Source organism: Pseudomonas sp. RW407 (genome assembly GCF_003176655.1).
In the GTDB taxonomy this organism is placed as follows: domain Bacteria; phylum Pseudomonadota; class Gammaproteobacteria; order Pseudomonadales; family Pseudomonadaceae; genus Pseudomonas; species Pseudomonas delhiensis.
This window is the reverse complement of sequence record NZ_QGSL01000106.1, coordinates 1107960-1128472: the sequence shown is the minus strand read 5'-3', so window position 1 is coordinate 1128472 and position 20513 is coordinate 1107960. Positions and strand designations below refer to the sequence as shown.

Annotated in this window: 21 protein-coding genes; 10 read left to right on the top strand and 11 right to left on the bottom strand. The window is 67.9% G+C overall.

What is annotated here, in order from left to right; all coding sequences use genetic code 11:
• The first annotated feature begins 43 nt into the window (after positions 1 to 43).
• Positions 44 to 982 carry an alpha/beta hydrolase gene (locus DK254_RS21860; protein ID WP_109935446.1) on the top strand — a complete coding sequence of 313 codons (939 nt, stop codon included), beginning with the start codon at positions 44 to 46 and terminating at the stop codon, positions 980 to 982.
• Here DK254_RS21860 and DK254_RS21855 read toward each other — a convergent pair.
• Positions 979 to 1707 carry a hypothetical protein gene (locus tag DK254_RS21855; RefSeq protein ID WP_109935445.1) on the bottom strand — a complete coding sequence of 243 codons (729 nt, stop codon included), beginning with the start codon at positions 1705 to 1707 and terminating at the stop codon, positions 979 to 981. The two genes, DK254_RS21860 and DK254_RS21855, sit on opposite strands and share 4 nt — an antisense overlap.
• Positions 1708 to 1805: 98 nt before the next feature.
• Here DK254_RS21855 and DK254_RS21850 point away from each other — a divergent pair, with 98 nt between their 5' ends.
• On the top strand, positions 1806 to 2429 hold the full coding sequence (locus tag DK254_RS21850; protein WP_109935444.1) for a 2OG-Fe(II) oxygenase: 624 nt from the start codon (positions 1806 to 1808) through the stop codon (positions 2427 to 2429).
• Between the two features lie 3 nt (positions 2430 to 2432).
• On the opposite strand, the gene DK254_RS21845 is transcribed toward DK254_RS21850, so the two are convergent.
• Positions 2433 to 2990, bottom strand: a complete 558-nt coding sequence (locus DK254_RS21845; RefSeq protein WP_109935443.1) for a DUF6160 family protein — start codon at positions 2988 to 2990, stop codon at positions 2433 to 2435.
• A gap of 191 nt (positions 2991 to 3181) precedes the next feature.
• Between DK254_RS21845 and DK254_RS21840 the strand changes: the two genes are divergently transcribed.
• Both DK254_RS21840 and DK254_RS21835 read left to right on the top strand, forming a co-directional pair.
• Positions 3182 to 3676: a DUF523 domain-containing protein gene (locus DK254_RS21840; RefSeq protein WP_074980339.1), complete on the top strand. Its 495-nt coding sequence runs from the start codon at positions 3182 to 3184 to the stop codon at positions 3674 to 3676.
• 161 nt (positions 3677 to 3837) lie between these two features.
• Complete coding sequence (locus tag DK254_RS21835) at positions 3838 to 4275, top strand: DUF4399 domain-containing protein (RefSeq protein WP_109935442.1); 438 nt, start codon at positions 3838 to 3840, stop codon at positions 4273 to 4275.
• Positions 4276 to 4649: 374 nt separating this feature from the next.
• Here DK254_RS21835 and serA read toward each other — a convergent pair whose 3' ends face one another.
• Entirely contained in the window at positions 4650 to 5879 is a 1230-nt protein-coding gene (serA, locus tag DK254_RS21830) for a phosphoglycerate dehydrogenase (RefSeq protein ID WP_109935441.1), read from the bottom strand.
• Between the two features lie 191 nt (positions 5880 to 6070).
• Between serA and DK254_RS21825 the strand changes: the two genes are divergently transcribed.
• The 4 genes from DK254_RS21825 (at position 6071) to DK254_RS21810 (ending at position 9758) form a co-directional block, all read left to right on the top strand.
• Entirely contained in the window at positions 6071 to 7465 is a 1395-nt protein-coding gene (locus DK254_RS21825; RefSeq protein WP_109935440.1) for an FAD-binding oxidoreductase, read from the top strand.
• Between the two features lie 152 nt (positions 7466 to 7617).
• Positions 7618 to 8283: a fumarylacetoacetate hydrolase family protein gene (locus tag DK254_RS21820; RefSeq protein ID WP_109935439.1), complete on the top strand. Its 666-nt coding sequence runs from the start codon at positions 7618 to 7620 to the stop codon at positions 8281 to 8283.
• Positions 8284 to 8365: 82 nt separating this feature from the next.
• Entirely contained in the window at positions 8366 to 9298 is a 933-nt protein-coding gene (locus tag DK254_RS21815) for an SdiA-regulated domain-containing protein (protein WP_109935438.1), read from the top strand.
• An 82-nt stretch (positions 9299 to 9380) separates the two neighbouring features.
• Positions 9381 to 9758 (top strand): NirD/YgiW/YdeI family stress tolerance protein, encoded by a 378-nt coding sequence (locus tag DK254_RS21810; protein ID WP_109935437.1) that lies wholly within the window; start codon positions 9381 to 9383, stop codon positions 9756 to 9758.
• A gap of 378 nt (positions 9759 to 10136) precedes the next feature.
• Here the strand turns inward: DK254_RS21810 and DK254_RS21805 are convergent, their stop codons facing one another.
• The 7 genes from DK254_RS21805 to DK254_RS21775 form a co-directional block, all read right to left on the bottom strand.
• Entirely contained in the window at positions 10137 to 11168 is a 1032-nt protein-coding gene (locus tag DK254_RS21805; RefSeq protein ID WP_089390858.1) for a histone deacetylase family protein, read from the bottom strand.
• A 49-nt stretch (positions 11169 to 11217) separates the two neighbouring features.
• Entirely contained in the window at positions 11218 to 12582 is a 1365-nt protein-coding gene (locus tag DK254_RS21800; RefSeq protein ID WP_167364786.1) for an APC family permease, read from the bottom strand.
• Positions 12583 to 13006: 424 nt separating this feature from the next.
• Positions 13007 to 14059, bottom strand: coding sequence for an extracellular solute-binding protein (locus DK254_RS21795; RefSeq protein WP_089390860.1), 1053 nt, complete (start codon positions 14057 to 14059; stop codon positions 13007 to 13009).
• Between the two features lie 40 nt (positions 14060 to 14099).
• Positions 14100 to 14888 (bottom strand): ABC transporter permease, encoded by a 789-nt coding sequence (locus DK254_RS21790; protein ID WP_009613945.1) that lies wholly within the window; start codon positions 14886 to 14888, stop codon positions 14100 to 14102.
• Positions 14885 to 15799 (bottom strand): ABC transporter permease, encoded by a 915-nt coding sequence (locus DK254_RS21785; protein ID WP_089390861.1) that lies wholly within the window; start codon positions 15797 to 15799, stop codon positions 14885 to 14887. The genes DK254_RS21790 and DK254_RS21785 overlap by 4 nt, the downstream gene beginning before the upstream one ends.
• Entirely contained in the window at positions 15796 to 16845 is a 1050-nt protein-coding gene (locus DK254_RS21780; RefSeq protein ID WP_109935436.1) for an ABC transporter ATP-binding protein, read from the bottom strand. Before DK254_RS21780 ends, DK254_RS21785 begins: the two co-directional genes overlap by 4 nt.
• Positions 16846 to 17186: 341 nt before the next feature.
• On the bottom strand, positions 17187 to 18203 hold the full coding sequence (locus DK254_RS21775) for an AraC family transcriptional regulator (RefSeq protein WP_109935435.1): 1017 nt from the start codon (positions 18201 to 18203) through the stop codon (positions 17187 to 17189).
• Positions 18204 to 18344: 141 nt separating this feature from the next.
• Here DK254_RS21775 and DK254_RS21770 point away from each other — a divergent pair, with 141 nt between their 5' ends.
• Both DK254_RS21770 and DK254_RS21765 read left to right on the top strand, forming a co-directional pair.
• Positions 18345 to 19277 carry an SdiA-regulated domain-containing protein gene (locus DK254_RS21770; protein ID WP_109935434.1) on the top strand — a complete coding sequence of 311 codons (933 nt, stop codon included), beginning with the start codon at positions 18345 to 18347 and terminating at the stop codon, positions 19275 to 19277.
• A gap of 51 nt (positions 19278 to 19328) precedes the next feature.
• Positions 19329 to 20057 (top strand): CatB-related O-acetyltransferase, encoded by a 729-nt coding sequence (locus tag DK254_RS21765; protein ID WP_109935433.1) that lies wholly within the window; start codon positions 19329 to 19331, stop codon positions 20055 to 20057.
• A 6-nt stretch (positions 20058 to 20063) separates the two neighbouring features.
• On the opposite strand, the gene DK254_RS21760 is transcribed toward DK254_RS21765, so the two are convergent.
• Complete coding sequence (locus DK254_RS21760; protein WP_109935432.1) at positions 20064 to 20396, bottom strand: YegP family protein; 333 nt, start codon at positions 20394 to 20396, stop codon at positions 20064 to 20066.
• Positions 20397 to 20513 lie beyond the last annotated feature (117 nt).

Here is a 20513-nt window from a genome sequence, read left to right as displayed (position 1 = left end):
CCGGGCACTCGCCCCCGTGCCACCGTAAACGCGGAAAACCCCGATGCCAGAAGCCTTCCAGCCCGATCTGCTGCGCCAGCGCCTGCGACCCCTGACCGCAGCCGGGCGCGATGGCCAGGTCGCCGCCTACCAGTCCTTCTACGGGCTCGACCTGGCGGCCCGCTACCCGGGCCTGGACAGCCGCCTGGGCTATCTCGAGTGCGCCGGCTACCGCATCGCCGTGCAGACCTGGCGCCCGGCCCTGGCCCGCGGCAGCCTGCTGTTGCTGCACGGCTACTACGACCACATGGGGCTGTACGGCCATGTCGTCGACTGGGCGCTGGGCCTGGGCCTGGCGGTGATCGCCTGCGACCTGCCGGGGCACGGCCTGTCCGACGGCGCGGCAGCCAGCATCAATGACTTCGCCGAATACCAGGCGGTGCTCGCCGGCCTGCTGGACGCGGCGGCGCAGCTGGACCTGCCGCAACCCTGGCACCTCTTCGGGCAGAGCACCGGCGGCGCCATCCTGCTGGACTACCTGCTCACCGGCGCGCCGCGCCCGGAGCTGGGCCACACCCTGCTGCTGGCGCCGCTGGTGCGGCCGCGGGCCTGGGGCTGGTCGAAGCTCAGCTACCAGCTGCTGCGGCCCTTCGTCGACTCCATCCCGCGCAAGTTCACCGACAACTCCAACGACGCCGGCTTCCTCGCCTTCCTCCGCGATCGCGACCCGCTGCAGCCGCGCATCCTGCCCACCGCCTGGGTGGGCGCGCTGGCGCGCTGGATCCCGCACATCGAGGGCGCGCCGCCCAGCCCGCGCAACCTGCTGGTGGTGCAGGGCGACGCCGACGAAACGGTGGACTGGCGCTACAACCTGAGGGTGCTGGAGGAGAAGTTCGAGCGCATCGAGTGCCTGCTGCTCACCGGCGCGCGGCACCACCTGGCCAACGAGAGCGAGGCACTGCGCCGGCGCTACTTCGACTTCCTCGGCGAGCGCCTGAGCTAGTTGGCGGGGGAGGCCAGCCCGGCTTTCACCGCGGCCAGGGCGGCCTGGTAGTAGGCCTGGCCGGCCGGCGACTCGGCGAAGTCGGCGAACTGCTGCAGCTCGGCGTCGGAGAGGCTGCGGTAGACGTACAGCAGGGTGTTGTCGAGGTCGGCGCCGATCTGCTGCACGACGTTCTGCCGCTGCCCTTCGAGCAGCCCCTGGCCCTGGCCGAGCAGGCCGGGGAGCATCTGGCTGAGGCTGTCGGCGGCCACGCTGGCCAGCGCCATGCTGACCTCGGCGCCCGCTTCGCTGGCCGGCAGGGCACGGCTCAGGCGCTGAGCGAGCTGCTGGCGCTGCGGCGTGGCCTGCTGGCGCGGCAGGCCGTTGGCGTACTGGGCGAGCTGGTCGCTGCGGGTGGCGAGGGTTTCCGCGGCGGCGATCTTGTGCCCCAGGGGCGATTCGAAGAAGGCCAGCGCCGGCCCGCTGTCCGCCAGGTTCTGGCGCAGCCCGGCCAGCGCCCGGGCATCGATCTGCGCTGGGGCGAAGCGCTGGTTGCTGTTGTTCACCAGGGCCTGGTACAGCGCCGGCGGCAGGTTGGCCTGGTAGCGCTTCTGCGCGGCGTGCAGGGCATCGTTGAAGTGCGCGCGTTGTTCCGGCCAGCCGGCGGCCTGGTACAGGCGCTGGTAGTCGTCGGCCAGGACGGGTAGGCCCAGCATCAGCAGGGCTAGGGCAAGCAGTGCACGCAAATCGGGTCCTCCTGGCGACAGTGGCCATCCGCCGCGGCTATTGTCGGCAAGCCCGGCCCCGCTTGTCGAGGCGCTTGTCGCCGGCGTTACAATAGCGCATGAACCCGCATTCCGATTCCTCCCCCCTGCAGAACGCCGTCGACGACCTGGCCGAACGGGGCTGGTCGCTGCAGCGCGACTTCCTGCCCGCGGACCTGGTCGCCGCCCTGGCCACGGAGTGCCGCAAGCGCGCCGCCGCCGGCGAGCTGGCCTCGGCCTCGGTGGGGCGCGGTGCCGGCCAGGCGGTGCGCGAGGGCATCCGCGGCGACCGCATCCAGTGGCTGGAGCCGGGCCAGGCCGTGGCCTGCGATCGCTACCTGGGGCTGATGGACGAGTTGCGCGTGGCGCTCAACCGCGCGCTGTTCCTGGGCCTGGAGGACTTCGAGTGCCACTTCGCCCTGTACCCGCCGGGCGCCTTCTACCAGAAACACCTGGACCGCTTCCGCGACGATGACCGCCGCAGCGTGTCGGCGGTGCTCTACCTCAACGACGGCTGGCTGCCCGAGCACGCCGGCGAGCTGCGCCTGTACTTCGCCGACGGCAGCCACGACGACGTGCCGCCGCTGGGCGGCAGCCTGGTGCTGTTCCTCTCCGGCGAGTTCCCCCACGAGGTGCTGCCGGCCCACCGCGAGCGCCTGTCGCTGACCGGCTGGTTCCGCCGCCGCGGCGATGCCCCGCTCTAGGGCTCAGTGGCCCCAGACGCGGATGGTGCCGCTGATGTCCTGGATGTCGCGGACCTCCAGGCTGCCCAGGCGGCTTTCCCCGACGTAGAGGTCGCCGGCGACGCGCACGCGGATGGTCTGCGCCGGCAGGCCGCCGGCATTGAGCTGCTTGTTGATGGTGGTCAGGTCCGGCAGGGTCAGCGCCAGTTGCTGCTGGCCGTTGCTGCCCTGGACCACGTCGACCTGCAGGGTCGGCAGCTCGACGCCGAAGACCGGCAGGCTCAGGCCCAGTTGCGCGGCGCCCAGGGGCAGCGCGCCGCCGCGGCCGTCCGGGCAGACGGCGGCGCTGGTGCAGCCGTTGTCGATCTTCACGTTGCGCAGCGAGACGCTGCCGCCGTCGTCGACCCAGGCGGCCTTGCCGATGCTCGCCATGACGTCGGCGCGGATGCTCAGGCCGTCCTGGCCGCTGATGCGGCCGAGGTTTTCGTTGTCCAGCGGTTCGAGCGCGGCCTGGCTGGCGCCGGCGGCGCACAGCAGCAGGCCGCCGAGCAGGTGCGGCAGGCTGTCGAGAAACTTGACCATGGTGGCGGTTCCCTCGCGGTGGCGATATGGCGAGGCAGTCTGCGCGCGATGCGGCCGGCCCGCCATGCCGGCGCGGCAGTTCCAGCCGAAGGATGGGCCCGGCCGCCGTCGGGGGCCCGCCATCGGTTGCCAGGTGACCGGGGCGGATGTGCGGGCTAGTCTGTTGCGATCGAAAAGGGAGCGCTTCGCCCATGCAGAAGATTCTCGTCAGCCGCTGCCTGCTGGGCCACCGGGTGCGCTACGACGGTGGCAGCCACGGCCCCTTCGACCTGCTGGAACGCTGGCAGGCGCAGGGCCGGGTGGTCGCGCTGTGCCCGGAAGTGGCCGGCGGCCTGCCCACGCCGCGGGCGCCGGCGGAGATTCCCGGCGGCCGCGGCGCCCTGGTGCTGGAAGGCCAGGCGCCAGTGGTGACGGTGGATGGTGCGGACGTCACCCGCGCCTTCGTTCGCGGCGCCGAACAGGCCATGGCGCTGGTCGACCGTCACGGCATCCGCCTGGCCATCCTCAAGGCGCGCAGCCCTTCCTGCGGCAACCGCGAGAACTACGACGGCAGTTTCTCCGGCTTGCGCGTGCCCGGCGAAGGCGTCACCGCGGCGGCGCTCAAGCGCATGGGCGTGCTGGTGTTCAGCGAAGAGGAGCTGGACGCGGCGGCGGTCTGCCTGGCCGGCCTGGAAGCCGGCGGCTGAGCGCGCTGTGGTAGCCTGAAAGGCGCGGCGTAGAGCCACCCGACAGCCCTTGTAGCACTCTTTCCCTTGAGCCGTCGGCGTGGCGGCCTATGCTGAAGAGTCCCGCTGGAGGCTCGCTTTAGCGTGCCGGGCCTCCCCATCCCGCTCACAAGGAGAACTCCATGAAGCTCACGTTGCCTTGCCTCGGCCTCGCCGGCCTGCTGCTAGCCGCCTCCACCGCCGCGCTGGCGGCCGGCATGCCGCGTACCCCGGCGCCCGAGGGGGCCAAGGTGTATTTCATCGAACCGCAGGACGGCGCCACCGTCGGCCAGACCTTCACCGTCAAGTTCGGCCTGGAAGGCATGGGCGTGGCCCCGGCCGGCGTCGACGCGCCGAGCACCGGGCACCACCACCTGCTGGTCGACCTCAAGGAGCAGCCGGCCATGGACATGCCGCTGCCGATGACCGACAACATCCGCCACTTCGGCAAGGGCCAGACGGAAACCAAGATCACCCTGCCGCCGGGCAAGCACACCCTGCAGCTGCTGCTGGGCGACAAGAACCACGTGCCCTTCGAGCCGAACGTGGAATCGAAGCAGATCACCGTCGACGTGAAGTGAGGGGCGGGTCAGCGTCGTAGGAGCGGATTTATCCGCGATGCTCTTGAGCGGCGGATAACCCATCGCGGATGGAGTCCTACGTCCGTGCTCGACCGTAGGGCGAATAACCGTTCGCGGTTATCCGCCGCCGGCCGGAACAGCGGTGCTCGGGACCATTGGCGGATAACGCCGTAGGCGTTATGCGCCCTACGGGTTGGAAGGGGCGGCGTAGGATGGGTTGAGCGAAGCGATACCCATCACCACGGCCGCATGGGTTTCGCCAAGGCTCAACCCATCCTACGAAAAGCGCCCCGCCGCGGTGGGCAAGACAGTCGCTCCTGCGAAGAAAATGAAAAAGGGAGGCCGAGGCCTCCCTTTTTCATTGCCGGCGCGCCTTAGAACAGGACGCGGCTGCGGATGGTGCCGTTGACGTGCTGCAGCTTCTCCAGCGCCAGGTCCGAGTACTCGGCGTCGACGTCGATCACCACGTAGCCGACCTTCTCGTTGGTCTGCAGGTACTGGCCGGAGATGTTGATGCCGTTGTCGGCGAACACCTTGTTGATCTCGCTCATCACGCCCGGGATGTTGGCGTGGATGTGCAGCAGGCGGTGCTTGCCGGGGTGCGACGGCAGGGCCACCTCGGGGAAGTTGACCGAGGACACCGAGGTGCCGTTGTCGCTGTACTTGACCAGCTTCTCGGCCACTTCCAGGCCGATGTTGGCCTGGGCCTCGGCGGTGGAGCCGCCGATGTGCGGGGTCAGGATCACGCGGTCCAGGCCACGCAGGGGGCTGGCGAACTCCTCGTCGTTGGACTTGGGCTCGACCGGGAACACGTCGATGGCGGCGCCGATCAGGTGCTCGTCCTTGATGGCGTCGGCCAGGTGGTCCAGCTCGACCACGGTGCCGCGGGCGGCGTTGATCAGGATGCCGCCCTTCTTCATGGCGCGGATTTCCTTCTCGCCGATCATCCACTGGGTGGACGGCAGTTCCGGCACGTGCAGCGAGACGATGTCGCACAGGCCCAGCAGCTCGTGCAGCGAGCCGATCTGCTGCGCGTTGCCCAGCGGCAGCTTGGTCACCACGTCGTAGAAGAACACCTGCATGCCCAGGGCCTCTGCCAGCACCGAGAGCTGGGTGCCGATGGAGCCGTAGCCGACGATGCCCAGCTTCTTGCCGCGGATCTCGAAGGAGTTGGCCGCCGACTTGATCCAGCCGCCGCGGTGGCAGGAAGCGTTCTTCTCGGGGATGCCGCGCAGCAGCAGGATGGCCTCGGCCAGCACCAGCTCGGCCACCGAGCGGGTGTTGGAGTAGGGCGCGTTGAACACCGCGATGCCGCGCTCACGGGCGGCGTTCAGGTTGACCTGGTTGGTGCCGATGCAGAAGCAGCCGACGGCGATCAGCTTCTTGGCGCAGTCGAAGACTTCCTCGGTGAGCTGGGTGCGGGAGCGGATGCCGATGAAGTGGGCGTCGGCGATCTTTTCCTTCAGCTCGTCGCCGGACAGCGCGGTCTTGAGGTACTCGATGTTGGTGTAGCCGGCGGCCTTGAGGGTATCAACGGCATTCTGGTGCACGCCTTCCAGGAGAAGGAATTTGATCTTGCTCTTGTCGAGAGAAGTCTTGCTCATCTGCTTGAACCTGTAGTCCCGGGATAATGGCTAGAAAATGAACAGCTCTGGCCGAACCGGCCGGTGCCGCAGCTCGGCGCCAGGTGGCGAACTGCGTGGGGTGCGTATGCTAGCATGTTCTCCCTTTTCCTTGTCCGGTTGCGACCTGAGCTGTTCTCAGGACGACCATGAACCATTTGAGAGTTCCTCCGATGACCCGCGAAGCCCTGATCGAATCGCTCAAGCCCCTGCTGGAGCCCGGCAAGCTGCTGACCGATGCCGATTCCCTGGATGCCTATGGCAAGGACTGGACCAAGCATTTCGCCCCGGCGCCGCTGGCCATCGCCTTCCCCAAGAGCATCGAGCAGGTGCAGGCCGTGGTGCGCTGGGCCAACGAGCACAAGGTCGGCCTGGTGCCCTCGGGCGGCCGCACCGGGCTGTCCGCCGCCGCCGTCGCCGCCAACGGCGAGGTGGTGGTGTCGTTCGACTACATGAACAAGATCCTCGACTTCAACGCCTTCGACCGCACCGTGGTGTGCCAGCCGGGCGTGGTGACCAAGCAGCTGCAGCTGTTCGCCGAGGAGCAGGGCCTGTACTACCCGGTGGACTTCGCGTCCTCCGGTTCCAGCCAGATTGGCGGCAACATCGGCACCAATGCCGGCGGGATCAAGGTGATTCGCTACGGCATGACCCGCAACTGGGTGGCCGGCATGAAGGTCGTCACCGGCAAGGGCGACCTGCTGGAGCTGAACAAGGACCTGATCAAGAACGCCACCGGCTACGACCTGCGCCAGCTGTTCATCGGCGCCGAGGGCACCCTGGGCTTCGTGGTCGAGGCCACCATGCGCCTGGAGCGCACGCCGAAGAACCTCACCGCGATGGTCCTGGGCACCCCCGACTTCGACTCGATCATGCCGGTGCTGCACGCCTTCCAGGGCAAGCTCGACCTGACCGCCTTCGAGTTCTTCTCCGACAAGGCCCTGGCCAAGGTCCTGGCCCGCGGCGACGTGCCGGCGGCCTTCGAGACCGACTGCCCGTTCTACGCCCTGCTGGAGTTCGAGGCCAGCACCGAGGAAGTGGCCAACGAGGCCCTGGCCACCTTCGAGCACTGCGTCGAGCAGGGCTGGGTGCTGGACGGCGTGATGAGCCAGAGCGAGCAGCAGCTGCAGAACCTGTGGAAGCTGCGCGAGTACATCTCCGAGACCATCTCGCACTGGACGCCGTACAAGAACGACATCTCCGTCACCGTCAGCAAGGTCCCGGCCTTCCTCAAGGACATCGACGCCATCGTCGAGGCCAACTACCCGGACTTCGAAGTGGTCTGGTTCGGCCACATCGGCGACGGCAACCTGCACCTGAATATCCTCAAGCCCGAGAACCTGTCCAAGGACGAGTTCTTCGCCAAGTGCGCCACCGTCAACAAGTGGGTGTTCGAGACCGTGCAGAAGTACAACGGCTCCATCTCCGCCGAGCACGGCGTGGGCATGACCAAGCGCGACTACCTGGGTTACTCTCGCTCCGAGGCCGAGATCGGCTACATGAAGGCGGTCAAGGCGGTGTTCGATCCCAACGGGATCATGAACCCCGGCAAGATCTTCGCCGAGTGAGCTGATCCAGCAGTAGATCCCAGCAGGGCCGGTTCACCGGCCCTTCGCTTGTCTGGGCCGAGGGATTCGGCCGGCAGCGCCCGCGGGAGGCGGGCACCGCGCAGCGTCACGAGCGCCGCGGGGCATCCCATTCATCCGTCCAGGAGTCGGTCATGAGCTACCAGCATCAGTACGTCGACGGCACCCGCATCCACTTCCCGCTGGGCAAGGTGGTCTGCGTCGGGCGCAACTACGCCGAGCACGCCAAGGAGCTGAACAACCCGGTGCCCACCGAGCCGCTGCTGTTCATCAAGCCCGGCTCCTGCACCGTGCCGGTGGAAGGCGGCTTCGTCATCCCCGAGGGCCGTGGCGACGTGCACTACGAGGCGGAGATCGCCGTGCTGATCGGCAAGCCGCTGTCGCGCCAGCCCAGCGCGGAAGAGGTGCTGGACGCCATCTCCGGCTACGCCCCGGCCCTGGACCTGACCCTGCGCGACGTGCAGGCCAAACTCAAGGAAAAGGGCCTGCCGTGGGAGCTGGCCAAGTCCTTCGACGGCGCCTTCGTGCTGGCGCCCTTCGTCAGCGCCGACCGCTTCCCCGACCCGACCGACATCGGCATCCGCCTGAGCATCGACGGCGAAGTGCGCCAGGACGGCAACAGCCGCGACATGCTCAACCCGATCGTGCCGCTGATCCAGCACATCTGCGGGCACTTCTCGCTGCAGCCGGGCGACGTGGTCTCCACCGGCACGCCGGTGGGCGTGGGCCCGCTCAAGCGCGGCAGCGCGCTGGTACTGGAACTTCCCGGCGCCAGCCGGTTCGAAAGCCGCGTCCTCTGATCCGTACCCCGCCAAAGGCCGCCCTCCGTGCGGCCTTTGCTTTCTGCGGGGCGTTGCCAAACCCAGACAACAAGAACCCTCGATGACCCAGGTCCGATCCTCCCGTCTTCTGCGCTGGCTGCTGCTGGCATTGCTCTTCGCCGCCGTGGTGCTGGTGGTGCTGGCCAAGCTGTTCCACTGGGACGACCGCGCCCGCCTGTGGTGGCAGGAAGAGAACACCAGTGCGCAGGACCGCGCCGACAGCGTCTGGCTGCCCGGCTACCGCGCGGTGATCCAGGGCAAGCCGCTCAAGGGCGGCCTGGAGGGGCAGGAGACCTCCGACCTGGCCTACAACCCGGTGACCCGCACGCTGTTCACCGTGACCGGCAAGAAGCCGCTGCTCGGCGAGCTGTCGCTGGACGGCGAGGTGCTGCGGGTGATCCCGCTGCTGGGCCTGGAGAACCCCGAGGGGGTGGCGGTGCTGCCCAACGGCAACGTCGCGGTGACCGACGAGCGGCAGAACTCCCTGACCATCTTCCACCTCGACCCGCAGACCCACGAGCTGAGCACCGCCAAGCTGGCCAGCTTCGACCTGGGCAACCTCGGGGAGAAGAGCAACAAGGGCTTCGAGGGCATCGCCTGGGACCCGGCGCAGAAGCGCCTGCTGCTGGGCCGCGAGCGCGACCCCATGACCCTCTTCAGCTGGGCCAGCGACGGCAGCCCGGGGCTGACCGGCAGCATGCAGCCGCTGCCCAGCGAACAGCTGTACATGCGCAACGTCTCGGCGCTCAGCGTCGACCCGCGCACAGGCCACACCCTGGTGCTGTCGGCGGAATCGCACCTGCTGCTGGAGCTGGACGAGAAGGGCGAGCCGGTCAGCTTCATCAGCCTGCTGGGCGGGCTCAACGGCCTGCACGACAAGATCCCGCGCGCCGAGGGCGTGGCCATCGACGAGCAGGGCACCATCTACATGGTCAGCGAGCCGGAGCTGTTCTATGTGTTCCGCAAGCTGAAGGACGACGGCAAGGGCGGTTAAGCCTGGATTAAGCGCGGATTCAGGCTGGTTTCAGCAGGCTTGGCTAATCTGGCTTCAACGAAAACAGCCAGGAGGCTACTTCATGAAATCCATCCGTCTTCCCCTGATCGCCGCCATCGCCCTGTTCTCTGGTGCCACCTTCGCCGCCGGCGGCTACACGGGCCCGGGCAGCGACGCCGCCAAGCCGGCCGCGAGCGGCCCGGTGAACACCGTGAAGGCCGCCCAGGCCGCCGCCGACGACACCCCGGCGGTACTCGAGGGCGTGATCACCAAGCGCCTGCACGGCGAGCACTACGAGTTCAAGGACGCCACCGGCAGCATGCAGGTGGAGATCGACCACGACGACTGGCCCCAGGGCGTGGACATCTCCGACAAGACCAAGGTGCGCCTGACCGGCGAAGTGGACCACGAGCGCAAGGGCGTGGAGATCGACGTGGACCGGGTTGACGTGCTGCAGTAACGGAAAGCATGCGAAAAGGCCGCGCCGGGAGTGATCCTGGCGCGGCCTTTTTGCATTCGGCTTTTCGTAGGAGCGAGCTTGCTCGCGAACGGTGCTTACCTGCGACTTAGGAGTATTGCCTTAACTACGGCCCCTCTCCCTAACCCTCGGCTGCGCGCCCCGCCCTGAAGGGAGAGGGGACCGTTGGGCAGGGTTGGGTGTTCTGGAGTCAGCCGGCAGCTCTGCAGTTTCCGGCTAAAGCCATGCTCCTCTCGGCACGGACTAGCCCCCTCTCCCTTCAGGGAGAGGGCTGGGGAGAGGGAGCGGAGTCAACCCCGCGCGCCAGAGCCACCGGGAGACGCGGTTCGCGAGCAAGCTCGCTCCTACAGGGAATGGCGATCAACCAACGCTCTCGAACCCCTGCAACACATTCACCGCATTGATCCCGATCTCCTCCACCGCATACCCGCCCTCCATGACGAACAGCGTCGGCAGGCCCAGCCTCCCGATGGCCTCCCCCATGCGCAGGTAGTCCGGCGAGTCCAGCTTGAACTGCGAGATGGGGTCTTCCTTGAAGGTGTCCACGCCCAGGGAGACGATCAGCACTTCCGGCCCGTAGGCGGCTATCTGGCGGATCGCCGCCTGCAGCGCCAGGCTCCAGACCGACCAGTCGCTGCCCGAGGCCAGCGGGTAGTTGAAGTTGAAGCCTTCGCCCACGCCCAGGCCCTTCTCGTCGGCGTAGCCGAGGAAGTAGGGGTACTCGAAGCGCGGGTCGCCGTGGATCGAGGTGAAGAGCACGTCGGCGCGGTCGTAGAAGATGTCCTGGGTGCCGTTGCCGTGGTGGTAGTCCACGTCGAGGACGGCCACCCGCGCCGCGCCCTGGTCGAGGATGGCCTGGGCGGCGATGGCGGCGTTGTTCAGGAAGCAGTAGCCGCCCATGTAGTCGGCCGAGGCGTGGTGGCCCGGCGGGCGGCACAGGCTGAACACCGAGCGGGCGCCCTTGGCCAGTTCGGCCTGGCCGGTCAGGGCCACGTTCGCCGAGCTGGTGATGGCCTGCCAGGTGCCGGCGGTGATGGGCGCGCCGGCGTCGAAGCTGTAGTAGCCCAGGCGCCCGTCGATGCTGTCGGGCTCCTTCTGCCGCAGGCGCCGGGTCGGCCAGGCGATGGGCAGCATGTCGTGGCTGCGGCCGGTGGCCAGCCAGTCGCGCCAGGCGTGCTGGAGGAAGTTGACGAAGCCCTCGGTGTGGATGCGCCGGATCGGCTCCAGGCCGAAGTCGCGCGGGGCCTGGATTTCGCCCAGGCCCACGGCCTTGACGCGGTCCAGGACCATGTCGGCGCGGCTGGGCTTCTCGAAGCAGGGCGTGAACTGGCCGCCGATCAGCTCATGCTGGCCGTGGTGCAAGCGATGGTCGTCGGTGTAGATCGTCAGCATCTTGCGCTCCAGTGGGCGCCCGGCGGCGCCCGGTTGGGTCCGTGGGGTGTCAGGCGTTTTCCTCGAAGTTCACGCTCGGCGCCTTGCGGCGGAAGCCGCCGGTGTGCAGCGCCAGGTAGACGAAGCCGACGGCGAACCAGCTCAGGCCGACGATCAGCGTCAGCTGCGACAGGCTGGTCCACAGCCAGAGGGTCAGGCACAGGCCGACGAAGGGCACCAGGCCGTAGCGCAGCAGGTCGGCCGGCGCGCGGCGGCCTTCGACGCCCAGGTAGGTGCGGATCACCGCCAGGTTGACCACCGAGAAGGCCACCAGGGCGCCGAAGCTGATCATCGAGGCCAGGGTGGTCAGGTCCAGCACCAGGGCCAGCAGGGAGATGGCCGAGACCACCAGGATCGCCACCACCGGCGTCTGGAAGCGTGCGTGCAGGGTGCCGAACAGGCTGCGCGGGAGGATGCCGTCGCGGCCCATGGTGAAGAGGATGCGCGACACCGAGGCCTGGGAGGCCAGCGCCGAGCCGATGCAGCCGGCGATGTAGGCGGCGGTGAAGAAGTTGCCGAGGAACTGGCCGCCGGCCTTGAGCATCACCTCGTTGGCCGCCGAGTCGGCGTTCTGGAACACGCTGCCGGGGAACACCAGTTGGCTGATGATCGCCAGCAGGGTGAACATCAGGCCGGCCAGCACCGTGGTGATGATGATCGCCCGCGGGATGTCGCGGCGCGCGTCACGGGTTTCCTCGGCCATGGTGGAGACCGCGTCGAAGCCCAGGAACGACAGGCACAGCACCGCGGCGCCGGCCATCAGCGGGGCGAAGCCGGGCTTGCTGCCGTCGCCGACGAAGGGTGCGGCCAGGTCCAGGGCCGGGGCGCCGGCCAGGCTCTTCAGCGACATGCCGACGAACACCACGATGAACACCAGCTGGGCGCCGACGATGGCGTTGCTCATGCCGGCCACCTGGCTGATGCCCACCACGTTGAGCACGGTGACCAGGGCGATGGAGGCGACCACGAAGACCCACGCGGGGATTTCCGGGAAGGCGATGTTCATGAACAGGCCGATGAGCAGGTAGTTGATCATCGGCAGGAACAGGTAGTCGAGCAGCAGCGACCAGCCGGACAGGAAGCCCACCGCCGGGCCGAAGCTCAGGCTGGTGTAGGAATAGGCGGAGCCGGCGATCGGGTACTTGCGCACCATGAAGCTGTAGGAGGCGGCGGTGAACAGCATCGCCAGCAGGGTGATCAGGTAGGCGCTGGCGGTGCGCCCGCCGGTCATCTCGGTGACCACGCCGTAGGTGGTGAACATGGTCAGCGGGACCATGTAGACCAGGCCGAAGAAGACCAGGGCGGGCAGCCCCAGGATGCGTTTGAGGCGGGCGTCCGCCTGGGCTTGGGGGGCGTTGCCGGTGCTGGCGCTCATGCGGGCGCCTTGTTCGATGGCCATCGATGTTTCCTCGCGAATTCTTGTCGTTGTTGCGCTGGCGCGGGGCGCCGCTGGCGGCCGCGCGGACGGAGCGGGGCGGTCAGCCGCAGCGCTGCCGGCGGACGGAACGGGCGAGGAAGGGGTGGGCGCGGTGACGGCCGCGAACCGGGGTGGAGCAAGGGCTGTTCATGAGCGTTCTCGGGGCATTGTTCTTGTGGATGCTCGCTGGCGGCGCTCCCTGGATGCCGCCGCATGCTGCGGCGGCGGTCGCGGCCCTGGCGGCCATTCCCTGGGCGAGTACCCGGACTTTAGGCCGCCGCGCCGCCCCGCAGAACCCTGTAAAGGGTCAAAAAGGGATCGAAGTGGCCAAACTGACTGTCAGCCCTGCGGCGGGCGCCCGTCCCGCCGCAGGACCCACCGGTCATTTCTTCAGCTTGGTCCAGACCTTGGCGCGCAGCGCCAGGGACTTCGGCGAGCACAGCTGGAACGGCTTCAGGCGGTCGATCTTGTCTTCCGGGGTGTTGATCGCCGGGTCGTCGAACAGCTCCTTGTCCATGAACTTCTCGGAGCCGGTGATGGCGTTGTTGTACTTGGCGAAGTTGGAGGCGGCGGCGATGTTCTCCGGCTGCATCATCCAGTTGAGGAAGACGTGGGCTTCCTTGATGTTGGTGGCGTCCTTGGGGATGGCCAGGTTGTCGATGAACAGGCGCACGCCTTCCTTCGGATAGACGTAGACCAGGCTGGCGCGCTGGGCGTGGGCGCGGTGGAAGGCGCCGTTCCACTGCTGGTGCATGTACACCTCGCCGGCGGCCATGCGCTCGATGGTGCCGTCGCTGTTGTACATCGCCAGCAGCGGCTTCTGCTTCAGCAGCAGGTCGAGGACCTTCTCGGCCTGTTTCGGGTCCTCGGTGCACTCGTCCACGCCGAGGTAGTAGGTCGCCGGGGCCCACAGCTCCTCGATGGAGTTGAGCGCCACCACCTTGCCCTTGAACGCCTCCGGCGGCTCGAAGAACGGCTTCCAGCTCTCGTCGAACTTGCCGCCCGGGGCCTTGGCGCTGTCGTAGCTGTAGCCGGTGCTGCCCCACAGGTAGGGCACGGTGTAGTCGTGGCCGGGGTCGTAGGAGAGGGTCTTGAACTTGTCCTTGAGGTTGGCCAGGTTCGGCAGCTGCGACTTGTCCAGTTTCTGCAGCAGGCCTTCCTTGACGAAGATCTCGATGAAGCTGTCCGAGGGCACCACCACGTCGTAGGCGCCGCCGCCGGCCTTCAGCTTGGCCAGCAGAGTCTCGTTGCTGTCGTAGGAGTCGAGGGTGGCGTGGATGCCGGTGTCCTTCTCGAACTTCTTCAGCAGCTCCGGCGGGAAGTAGTCCGACCAGTTGGCGAAGTGCAGGGTGCCGTCGGCGTGAGCCTGGCTGGCCAGGGTCAGGCCCGCCAGGGCGGCGGCCTTGAGGGCCAGGGGAAGGCGGCGGATGGTCATCGGTGAAGCTCCTGTGCGAATGGTTTTTATCGGGAGGCAGTCAACGCCGGCGCTGGCCGACGTAGTACGACAACGCAACGAACGCGATGGAAATCAGCAGGATGATCGAGGAGATCGCATTGATCTTCGGCGATATGCCCATTCTTATGGAACTGAAGATGTACACCGGCAGGGTGGTGGCCCCGGCGCCGGCGACGAAGTAGGTGATGACGAAGTCGTCCATCGAGATGATGAACGCCAGCATCGCCCCGGAGAGGATGCCGGGCATCAGCAGCGGGCAGGTCACCTTCCAGAAGGCCTTCCAGGGCGAGGCGTAGAGGTCCGCCGCGGCCTCCGCCAGGCGTGGGTCCATGCCCTCCAGGCGGGCGCGGATCGGCAGGTAGGCGAAGGGGATGCAGAACACCACGTGGGCGATGAGGATGGTGAACAGCGACAGCTTCAGGCCGATGAAGGCGAAGAACATCAGCGTGGCCACCGCGACCACTATCTCCGGCACCAGCAGTGGCAGGCCGAGCACCCCGTTCATCAGGCTCTGGCCGCGGAAGGCGCGGCCGCGCATGCCCAGCGCCGCCAGGGTGGCGAGCAGGGTGGCGAACACCGTGGCCAGGCTTGCGACTATCAGCGAGTTCTTCGCCGCGCGGACGATCTCCGGGTCGTTGGCCACCACCGCGTACCACTTGAAGCTGAAGCTTTCCCACAGGGTCGCCGACTGGCCGCTGTTGAAGCTGAGCACCACCAGCACCAGGATCGGTACGTAGAGGAAGGCGAAGAACAGCCAGGCGGCCGGGCGCACGCCGGCGAAGCGCCACAGCGGGTTCAGCGAGTTCATGGGTGACCTCCGGCGGCGCCCTGCCTGAAGCGCATGCTGTAGACCAGCATGGCGGCGAGGACGAAGGCGAGCAGGGCGAAGGACAGCGCCGCGCCGAACGGCCAGTTGTGCGCCGTGCCGAACTGCAGCTGGATCAGGTTGCCGATCATCAGCGACTTACCGCCGCCGAGCAGCTCGGGAATGATGTAGTTGCCCAGCGAGGGGATGAACACCAGGATGCAGCCGGCCACAACGCCGGGCATCGCCAGCGGGATGATGATGCGCCTGAGCGCCTTCCAGCGGTTGGCGCCGAGGTCGAAGGCGGCTTCCACCAGGCGCCAGTCCATCTTCTCCAGGCTGGTGTAGATGGGCAGCACCATGAACGGCAGGTAGGTGTAGAGCAGGCCGATGATCACCGCGTTGTCGGTGTACAGCAAGCCGATGGCGGCGTCGCTGAAGCCCAGCTTGTGCAGGCCCTCGTCGATCAGCCCGCCGTTGCGCAGCAGCAGTATCCAGGCGTAGACGCGCACCAGCAGGTTGGTCCAGAACGGCACCGTGACCAGGAACAGCAGCATGTTGCGCCGGCGCTCGTCCTGCAGCGCCAGGTACAGCGCGGTGGGGAAGCCGATCAGCAGGCAGCCGGCGGTGGTCAGGATGGACAGCCAGAAGGAGCGCTGGAAGATGCCCAGGTAGTCGGTGTTGAACACCAGGGCGTCGTCCAGGTCGCGTTCCCAGAGGAAGTTGATGTACGCCTCCAGGGTGTGCTGGCCCCACTTCACGCCGCCGTAGTCGCCGGGGGCCTGGATGGACACGGCGAACATGATGCCCAGCGGCAGCACCAGGAACACCAGCAGCACCAGCATGGCCGGGGTGGTCAGCGCCAGCCGGGCGCGCAGGCTCTTGCGCTCGGCCTGCAGGCGCAGCGTACTCATTCGGCCAGCACCCGGATGGCGTTGCCGGGCACCCGCACGCGCACCTGAGCGCCGGGCTGGTGGGCGCCGACCGCGCCCTGGCGGTTCTGCTGGCGCACGCGGAAGCCCGGCTGGCCCGCGACCTTCAGGTGGTAGACGGTATCGGTGCCGACGTAGACCACGTTCTCCACCACGCCTTCCAGCTCGCCGTCCTGGGCCAGCTCGGTGCGCTCCGGGCGGATGGCCAGGGTCACCTTGCCCGGCAGGGTGGTGGCGGCGGCCAGGCGCTGGCCGTCGGCGAGCATCACGCCGTCGCCACTGGCCTCGGCCTCGAGGAAGTTGGTCTCGCCGATGAAGTCGGCCACCCAGCGGTTGGCCGGGGCGTCGTAGATCTCGGTGGGGGTGCCGATCTGCAGGACCTGGCCCTTGTTCATCACCGCGATGCGGTCGGACATGGTCAGGGCTTCTTCCTGGTCGTGGGTGACGAAGATGAAGGTGATGCCGGTCTCGTGCTGCAGGCGCTTGAGCTCGATCTGCATTTCCTTGCGCAGCTTCAGGTCCAGCGCCGAGAGCGATTCGTCCAGCAGCAGCACCTTGGGCCGGCTGGCCAGCGCGCGGGCCAGGGCGATGCGCTGCTGCTGGCCGCCGGAGAGTTGGTCGGCGCGCCGCGAGCCGACGTCGGGCAGGCGCACCAGTTCGAGCATGGCCTTCACCGTGGCCTCGGTCTCGGCCTTGGGCTTGCCCTGCATCTCCAGGCCGAAGGCGATGTTCTGCGCCACGGTCATGTGCGGGAACAGGGCATAGCTCTGGAACACGGTGTTGACCGGGCGGCGGAAGGGCGGGAGGCCCTGCATGGGCTCGCCGTAGAGGCGGATGCTGCCGGAGGTGGGTTGTTCGAAGCCGGCGATGAGCCGCAGGAGGGTGGTCTTGCCGCAGCCCGAGGGGCCGAGGAGGGTGAAGAACTCGTTGGCGCGGATGTCCAGGGACACGTCGTCCAGGGCCTTGAGGCCTTGGCCGGGGGTACCGAATTCCATGCCGATTCGCTCGATGGCAATCGCGCTGGTCATGCTTCAATACCATGCAGTTAAGCAGTTGTTATTGTTTGCGGTTGTGCGGTTCTGCCGACCGCTTCACCTAGCTGCGGCTTGATAATGGCCCTCCTTTTCGCAGCGGCAGAACGATAGAACAGGCCAATAAGGGATAAATCAGGCCAAGTTGAAGGGCCATATTCACCGGCCATGGCAACCCGTCGTTCCCCTGTAGGGCGCATAACGCCTACGGCGTTATCCGCCGTTGTCGTCGGGCTTCGGTGCATCGGCCAACGGCGGATAACCGCGAACGGTTATTCGCCCTACGTCCTGCTCTTCGTAGGAGCGAGCTGTGCCGTCTGGTGGGGACGCGATTGGCCCTAGCCGCGGTACAGGCTCGGACTCGCCCCGCTCCAGCGCTGGAAGGCGTGGCGGAAGCTGGCGGTCTCGCTGTAGCCGAGCCGCTCGGCGATCAGGTAGATCGGCAGGTCGGTGTCCTTGAGCAACTGCCGGGCCTTGTCGTAGCGCACCTCGTCCAGCACCTGCTGGTAGCTGGTGTTGTGCTGCTGCAGGTGGCGGCGCAGGGTGCGGCTGGAGCGGTGCAGGTGGCGCGCCACCTCGTCCAGGCCGCGGGCTTCCTGCAGGTGGTTGGCGAGGTGGCGGCGGATCAGTTCGAGGATGTCGTCGCGCCCGCTCATGGCCGCGCTCAGGCGCTGGCATTGCTGCAGGCCGTTGTGGCAACTGACCGGGTCGGCCAGCGGCAGGGCGCGGTCGAGCAGCGCCGGGCCCAGGCACAGGGCGCTGGTGGCGGCGCCGAACTCCACCGGGCAGCCCAGGCGTTCGGTGTAGGTGCTGGCATGCAGCGGCGGTCGGTAGGCCAGCAGCAGGCGCCGCGGACGCACCGACTCGCCGAGCAGGTCGCGCACCACGGTGAGCAGCGAGGTCAGGCACAGCTCGGTGTTGAACACCGTCAGCTCCGGCGCGTAGCGGTAGCCCTCGGCGCTCAGCCAGACCTCGTCGCCGTGGTCCTGCAGGACCAGGCGGAAGTAGGTGCCGAGCAGGTCCGGGTGGGCCAGGGCCAGCTGCAGGGCGTCGCGCAGGGTGCGGCTGGCCAGCATGCTGTAGCCGAGCATGCCGTAGGCCGAGACGTGCATGCGCAGGCCGAGGTAGAGGCCCAGGGCCGGGTCCTGGTGGCAGTTCAGGGCATTGGCGAACACCCGCAGTTCCTGGGCGTGGCTGATGAATTTCTCCGGCGTCAGCAGGTCGGCCTCGGCGATGCCGCTGCCCTCCAGCAGCCGGCCGCGGGGGATGCCGGCCTGGCTCAGCACCTCGGTGGCCAGCACCACCGTGTGCAGGGTGGTCAGGGTTCGCTGCTCGGGAAGCTGGACGGCGCTCATCGGAACTCCTTGCGGGGGCGGTGAGGACTCGGAATTACGCTAGCCTGACTCTAGCCTTGGAGAAATTTCCTGCACGGCGATTAAGCCTGGCTTCAGCGGCCCTGTGCTATTACTGCGCGCTCCCATCGACATGGACCTGCGATGCTCCGTTCCATCACCCCGCGCCGCTGCCTGGCGGCGCTGCTGCTGCTCCTGCTGCTCGCCCTGGCCTGGCTCGGCCAGCAGTTCCGCGTCTACGAACGCGCCTGGTTCGCCGTGCGCGAATGGCACCATGCGGAAAGCTGGCGCGAGCAGTCGATCTGGCTGCCCGACTACCGCGTGGAGATCGAGGCGCAGCCCATCGAGGGCCTGGACGACGATGTCTCGGCGCTGACCTACGACCCCGAGCGGCGCAGCCTGTTCACCGTCACCAACCAGCCGGCGCAGATCGTCGAGCTGTCCCTGGACGGCCGCGTGCTGCGCAAGATCACCCTGCACGATTTCGGCGACACCGAGGCCATCGAGTACATCGGCCCCGGCCTCTACGTGCTCAGCGACGAGCGCCGCCAGCGGTTGTTCAAGGTGCGCCTGGAGAACGACACCCGCGAGCTGGACGCCGAACAGGCGCAACAGCTGTCCCTGGGCCTGGGGCCGATGGGCAACAAGGGCTTCGAGGGGCTGGCCTACGACTCGGTCGGCCAGCGCCTGTTCGTCGCCAAGGAGCGCGACCCAGTGCGCATCTACGAGGTCCACGGCTTCCCCCACACGCAGCCCGACAAGCCCTTCGCCGTGCACGTGCTGGACGACCTCAAGCGCGACCGCCGGCTGTTCGTCCGCGACCTTTCCAGCCTGCAGTACGACGAGGGCAGCGGCCACCTGCTGGCGCTGTCGGACGAGTCGCGCCTGGTGCTGGAGCTGGACGTCAACGGCGAGCCCATCAGCAGCCTGTCGCTGCTGCGCGGCATGCAGGGGCTCAAGCGCAGCGTGCCGCAGGCCGAGGGCCTGGCCATGGACGAGGCGGGCACGCTGTACCTGGTCAGCGAGCCCAACCTGTTCTACGTGTTCCGCAAGGCACCGGGCGTGGAGTCCGAGTAACAAAAGGCTTACATTGTCGCCCCCACCTGCGGACTCGGCCCTGGAGCGACCTTGAACATCATCCGCGAAGCCCTGATCAACCGCCGCCTGCACAAGGCGCTGAGCGAACACGGCTGCCGCCTGGCCGGCGGGATCAAGTCATTGCGCGACGGCGCGCGGCTGGTCCTGGAGCCGGGGGTGAAGATCGGCAAGGCGAAGATCTACTCGCCATCCCTGGAAATCGGCGCGCACACCGACGTGGTCAGCGGCTGCGAATTCCTCGACGTCTCGCACATCGGCCGCTACTGCTCGATCGCCACCGGCGTGGTGATCGGCCAGGGCCGCCATTCGCACCCGATGGACTGGCTGACCACCCACAATTTTCCGTCCAACCCCAGGCTGATCGGCCGCCCGATCCTCCGTGACGAGCCCCGGCGCCCCTCGTCCATCGGCCATGACGTGTGGATCGGCCGCGACGTGCTGATCCTCGACGGCCTGACGGTGGGGACGGGGGCGGTGATAGGCGCGCAGTCCCTGGTCAACAAGGACGTGCCGCCCTACGCGGTGGTCGCGGGAAGCCCGGCGCGGGTGATCCGCTACCGCTTCCCGCCGGAGCTGATCGAGCGCCTGCTGGCCAGCCGCTGGTGGGAACTGCCGCTGGAGGCCCTCGGGGAATTGCCGCTGGACGACCCCCGGGCCTGCCTGGCGCAGCTGGAGCGCGAGGCCCCGCAGGCACGGGACAAGCCGCCGCGCCTGCAGGTCAGTTCCAGGCCCTGGGGGATCGAGCGGCTCGGCGGCTGAGCCGCCTCAGGTATCGTCGCTGATACCGGCGTCCGGCGCGTAGCGCTTCACCGAGGCGATGCCGTTCTCGGCATTGGCGCGGCTGGCGTACATCTGGCTTTGCCCGACCACCTGGCCGTTGGTGGCCTTGAGCACGAAGTAGTGCTTGCCGTTGCTCGCTTCCTTCACCTCGAAGGCGCCCTCGCGCTGCGAGTTCCTGCGCACCGACTCGATGCCCTCGGTGGCCGAGGTCTTGGCCTTGTACAGCTCGCTGCTGAGCACGACCTCGCCGTTGCTGGCGTGCAGGGTGAAGTGGAACTGGCCGTCGCTGGCCCTCTTCAGATGGTATTTCGCGGACATGGCTGCCTCCTGTGCTGAGCCGTATACCCAGACCCAGGGTAGACGTTCGGCGGCCGGCCGACGGAAAGTTTCAGGGGCCCTTGAGAGGGCCGGTGGTGGCCGCCCGGACGGCGGCCA

Coding starts and splice junctions, on each gene's coding strand:
- DK254_RS21820 (WP_109935439.1), top strand. CDS start 7,618: ATGAGCTACCAGCATCAGTACGTCGACGGCACCCGCATCCACTTCCCG.
- DK254_RS21810 (WP_109935437.1), top strand. CDS start 9,381: ATGAAATCCATCCGTCTTCCCCTGATCGCCGCCATCGCCCTGTTCTCT.
- DK254_RS21800 (WP_167364786.1), bottom strand. CDS start 12,582: ATGAGCGCCAGCACCGGCAACGCCCCCCAAGCCCAGGCGGACGCCCGC.
- DK254_RS21785 (WP_089390861.1), bottom strand. CDS start 15,799: ATGAGTACGCTGCGCCTGCAGGCCGAGCGCAAGAGCCTGCGCGCCCGG.
- serA (WP_109935441.1), bottom strand. CDS start 5,879: ATGAGCAAGACTTCTCTCGACAAGAGCAAGATCAAATTCCTTCTCCTG.
- DK254_RS21795 (WP_089390860.1), bottom strand. CDS start 14,059: ATGACCATCCGCCGCCTTCCCCTGGCCCTCAAGGCCGCCGCCCTGGCG.
- DK254_RS21835 (WP_109935442.1), top strand. CDS start 3,838: ATGAAGCTCACGTTGCCTTGCCTCGGCCTCGCCGGCCTGCTGCTAGCC.
- DK254_RS21845 (WP_109935443.1), bottom strand. CDS start 2,990: ATGGTCAAGTTTCTCGACAGCCTGCCGCACCTGCTCGGCGGCCTGCTG.
- DK254_RS21775 (WP_109935435.1), bottom strand. CDS start 18,203: ATGAGCGCCGTCCAGCTTCCCGAGCAGCGAACCCTGACCACCCTGCAC.
- DK254_RS21780 (WP_109935436.1), bottom strand. CDS start 16,845: ATGACCAGCGCGATTGCCATCGAGCGAATCGGCATGGAATTCGGTACC.
- DK254_RS21760 (WP_109935432.1), bottom strand. CDS start 20,396: ATGTCCGCGAAATACCATCTGAAGAGGGCCAGCGACGGCCAGTTCCAC.
- DK254_RS21815 (WP_109935438.1), top strand. CDS start 8,366: ATGACCCAGGTCCGATCCTCCCGTCTTCTGCGCTGGCTGCTGCTGGCA.
- DK254_RS21770 (WP_109935434.1), top strand. CDS start 18,345: ATGCTCCGTTCCATCACCCCGCGCCGCTGCCTGGCGGCGCTGCTGCTG.
- DK254_RS21790 (WP_009613945.1), bottom strand. CDS start 14,888: ATGAACTCGCTGAACCCGCTGTGGCGCTTCGCCGGCGTGCGCCCGGCC.
- DK254_RS21825 (WP_109935440.1), top strand. CDS start 6,071: ATGACCCGCGAAGCCCTGATCGAATCGCTCAAGCCCCTGCTGGAGCCC.
- DK254_RS21850 (WP_109935444.1), top strand. CDS start 1,806: ATGAACCCGCATTCCGATTCCTCCCCCCTGCAGAACGCCGTCGACGAC.
- DK254_RS21860 (WP_109935446.1), top strand. CDS start 44: ATGCCAGAAGCCTTCCAGCCCGATCTGCTGCGCCAGCGCCTGCGACCC.
- DK254_RS21840 (WP_074980339.1), top strand. CDS start 3,182: ATGCAGAAGATTCTCGTCAGCCGCTGCCTGCTGGGCCACCGGGTGCGC.
- DK254_RS21805 (WP_089390858.1), bottom strand. CDS start 11,168: ATGCTGACGATCTACACCGACGACCATCGCTTGCACCACGGCCAGCAT.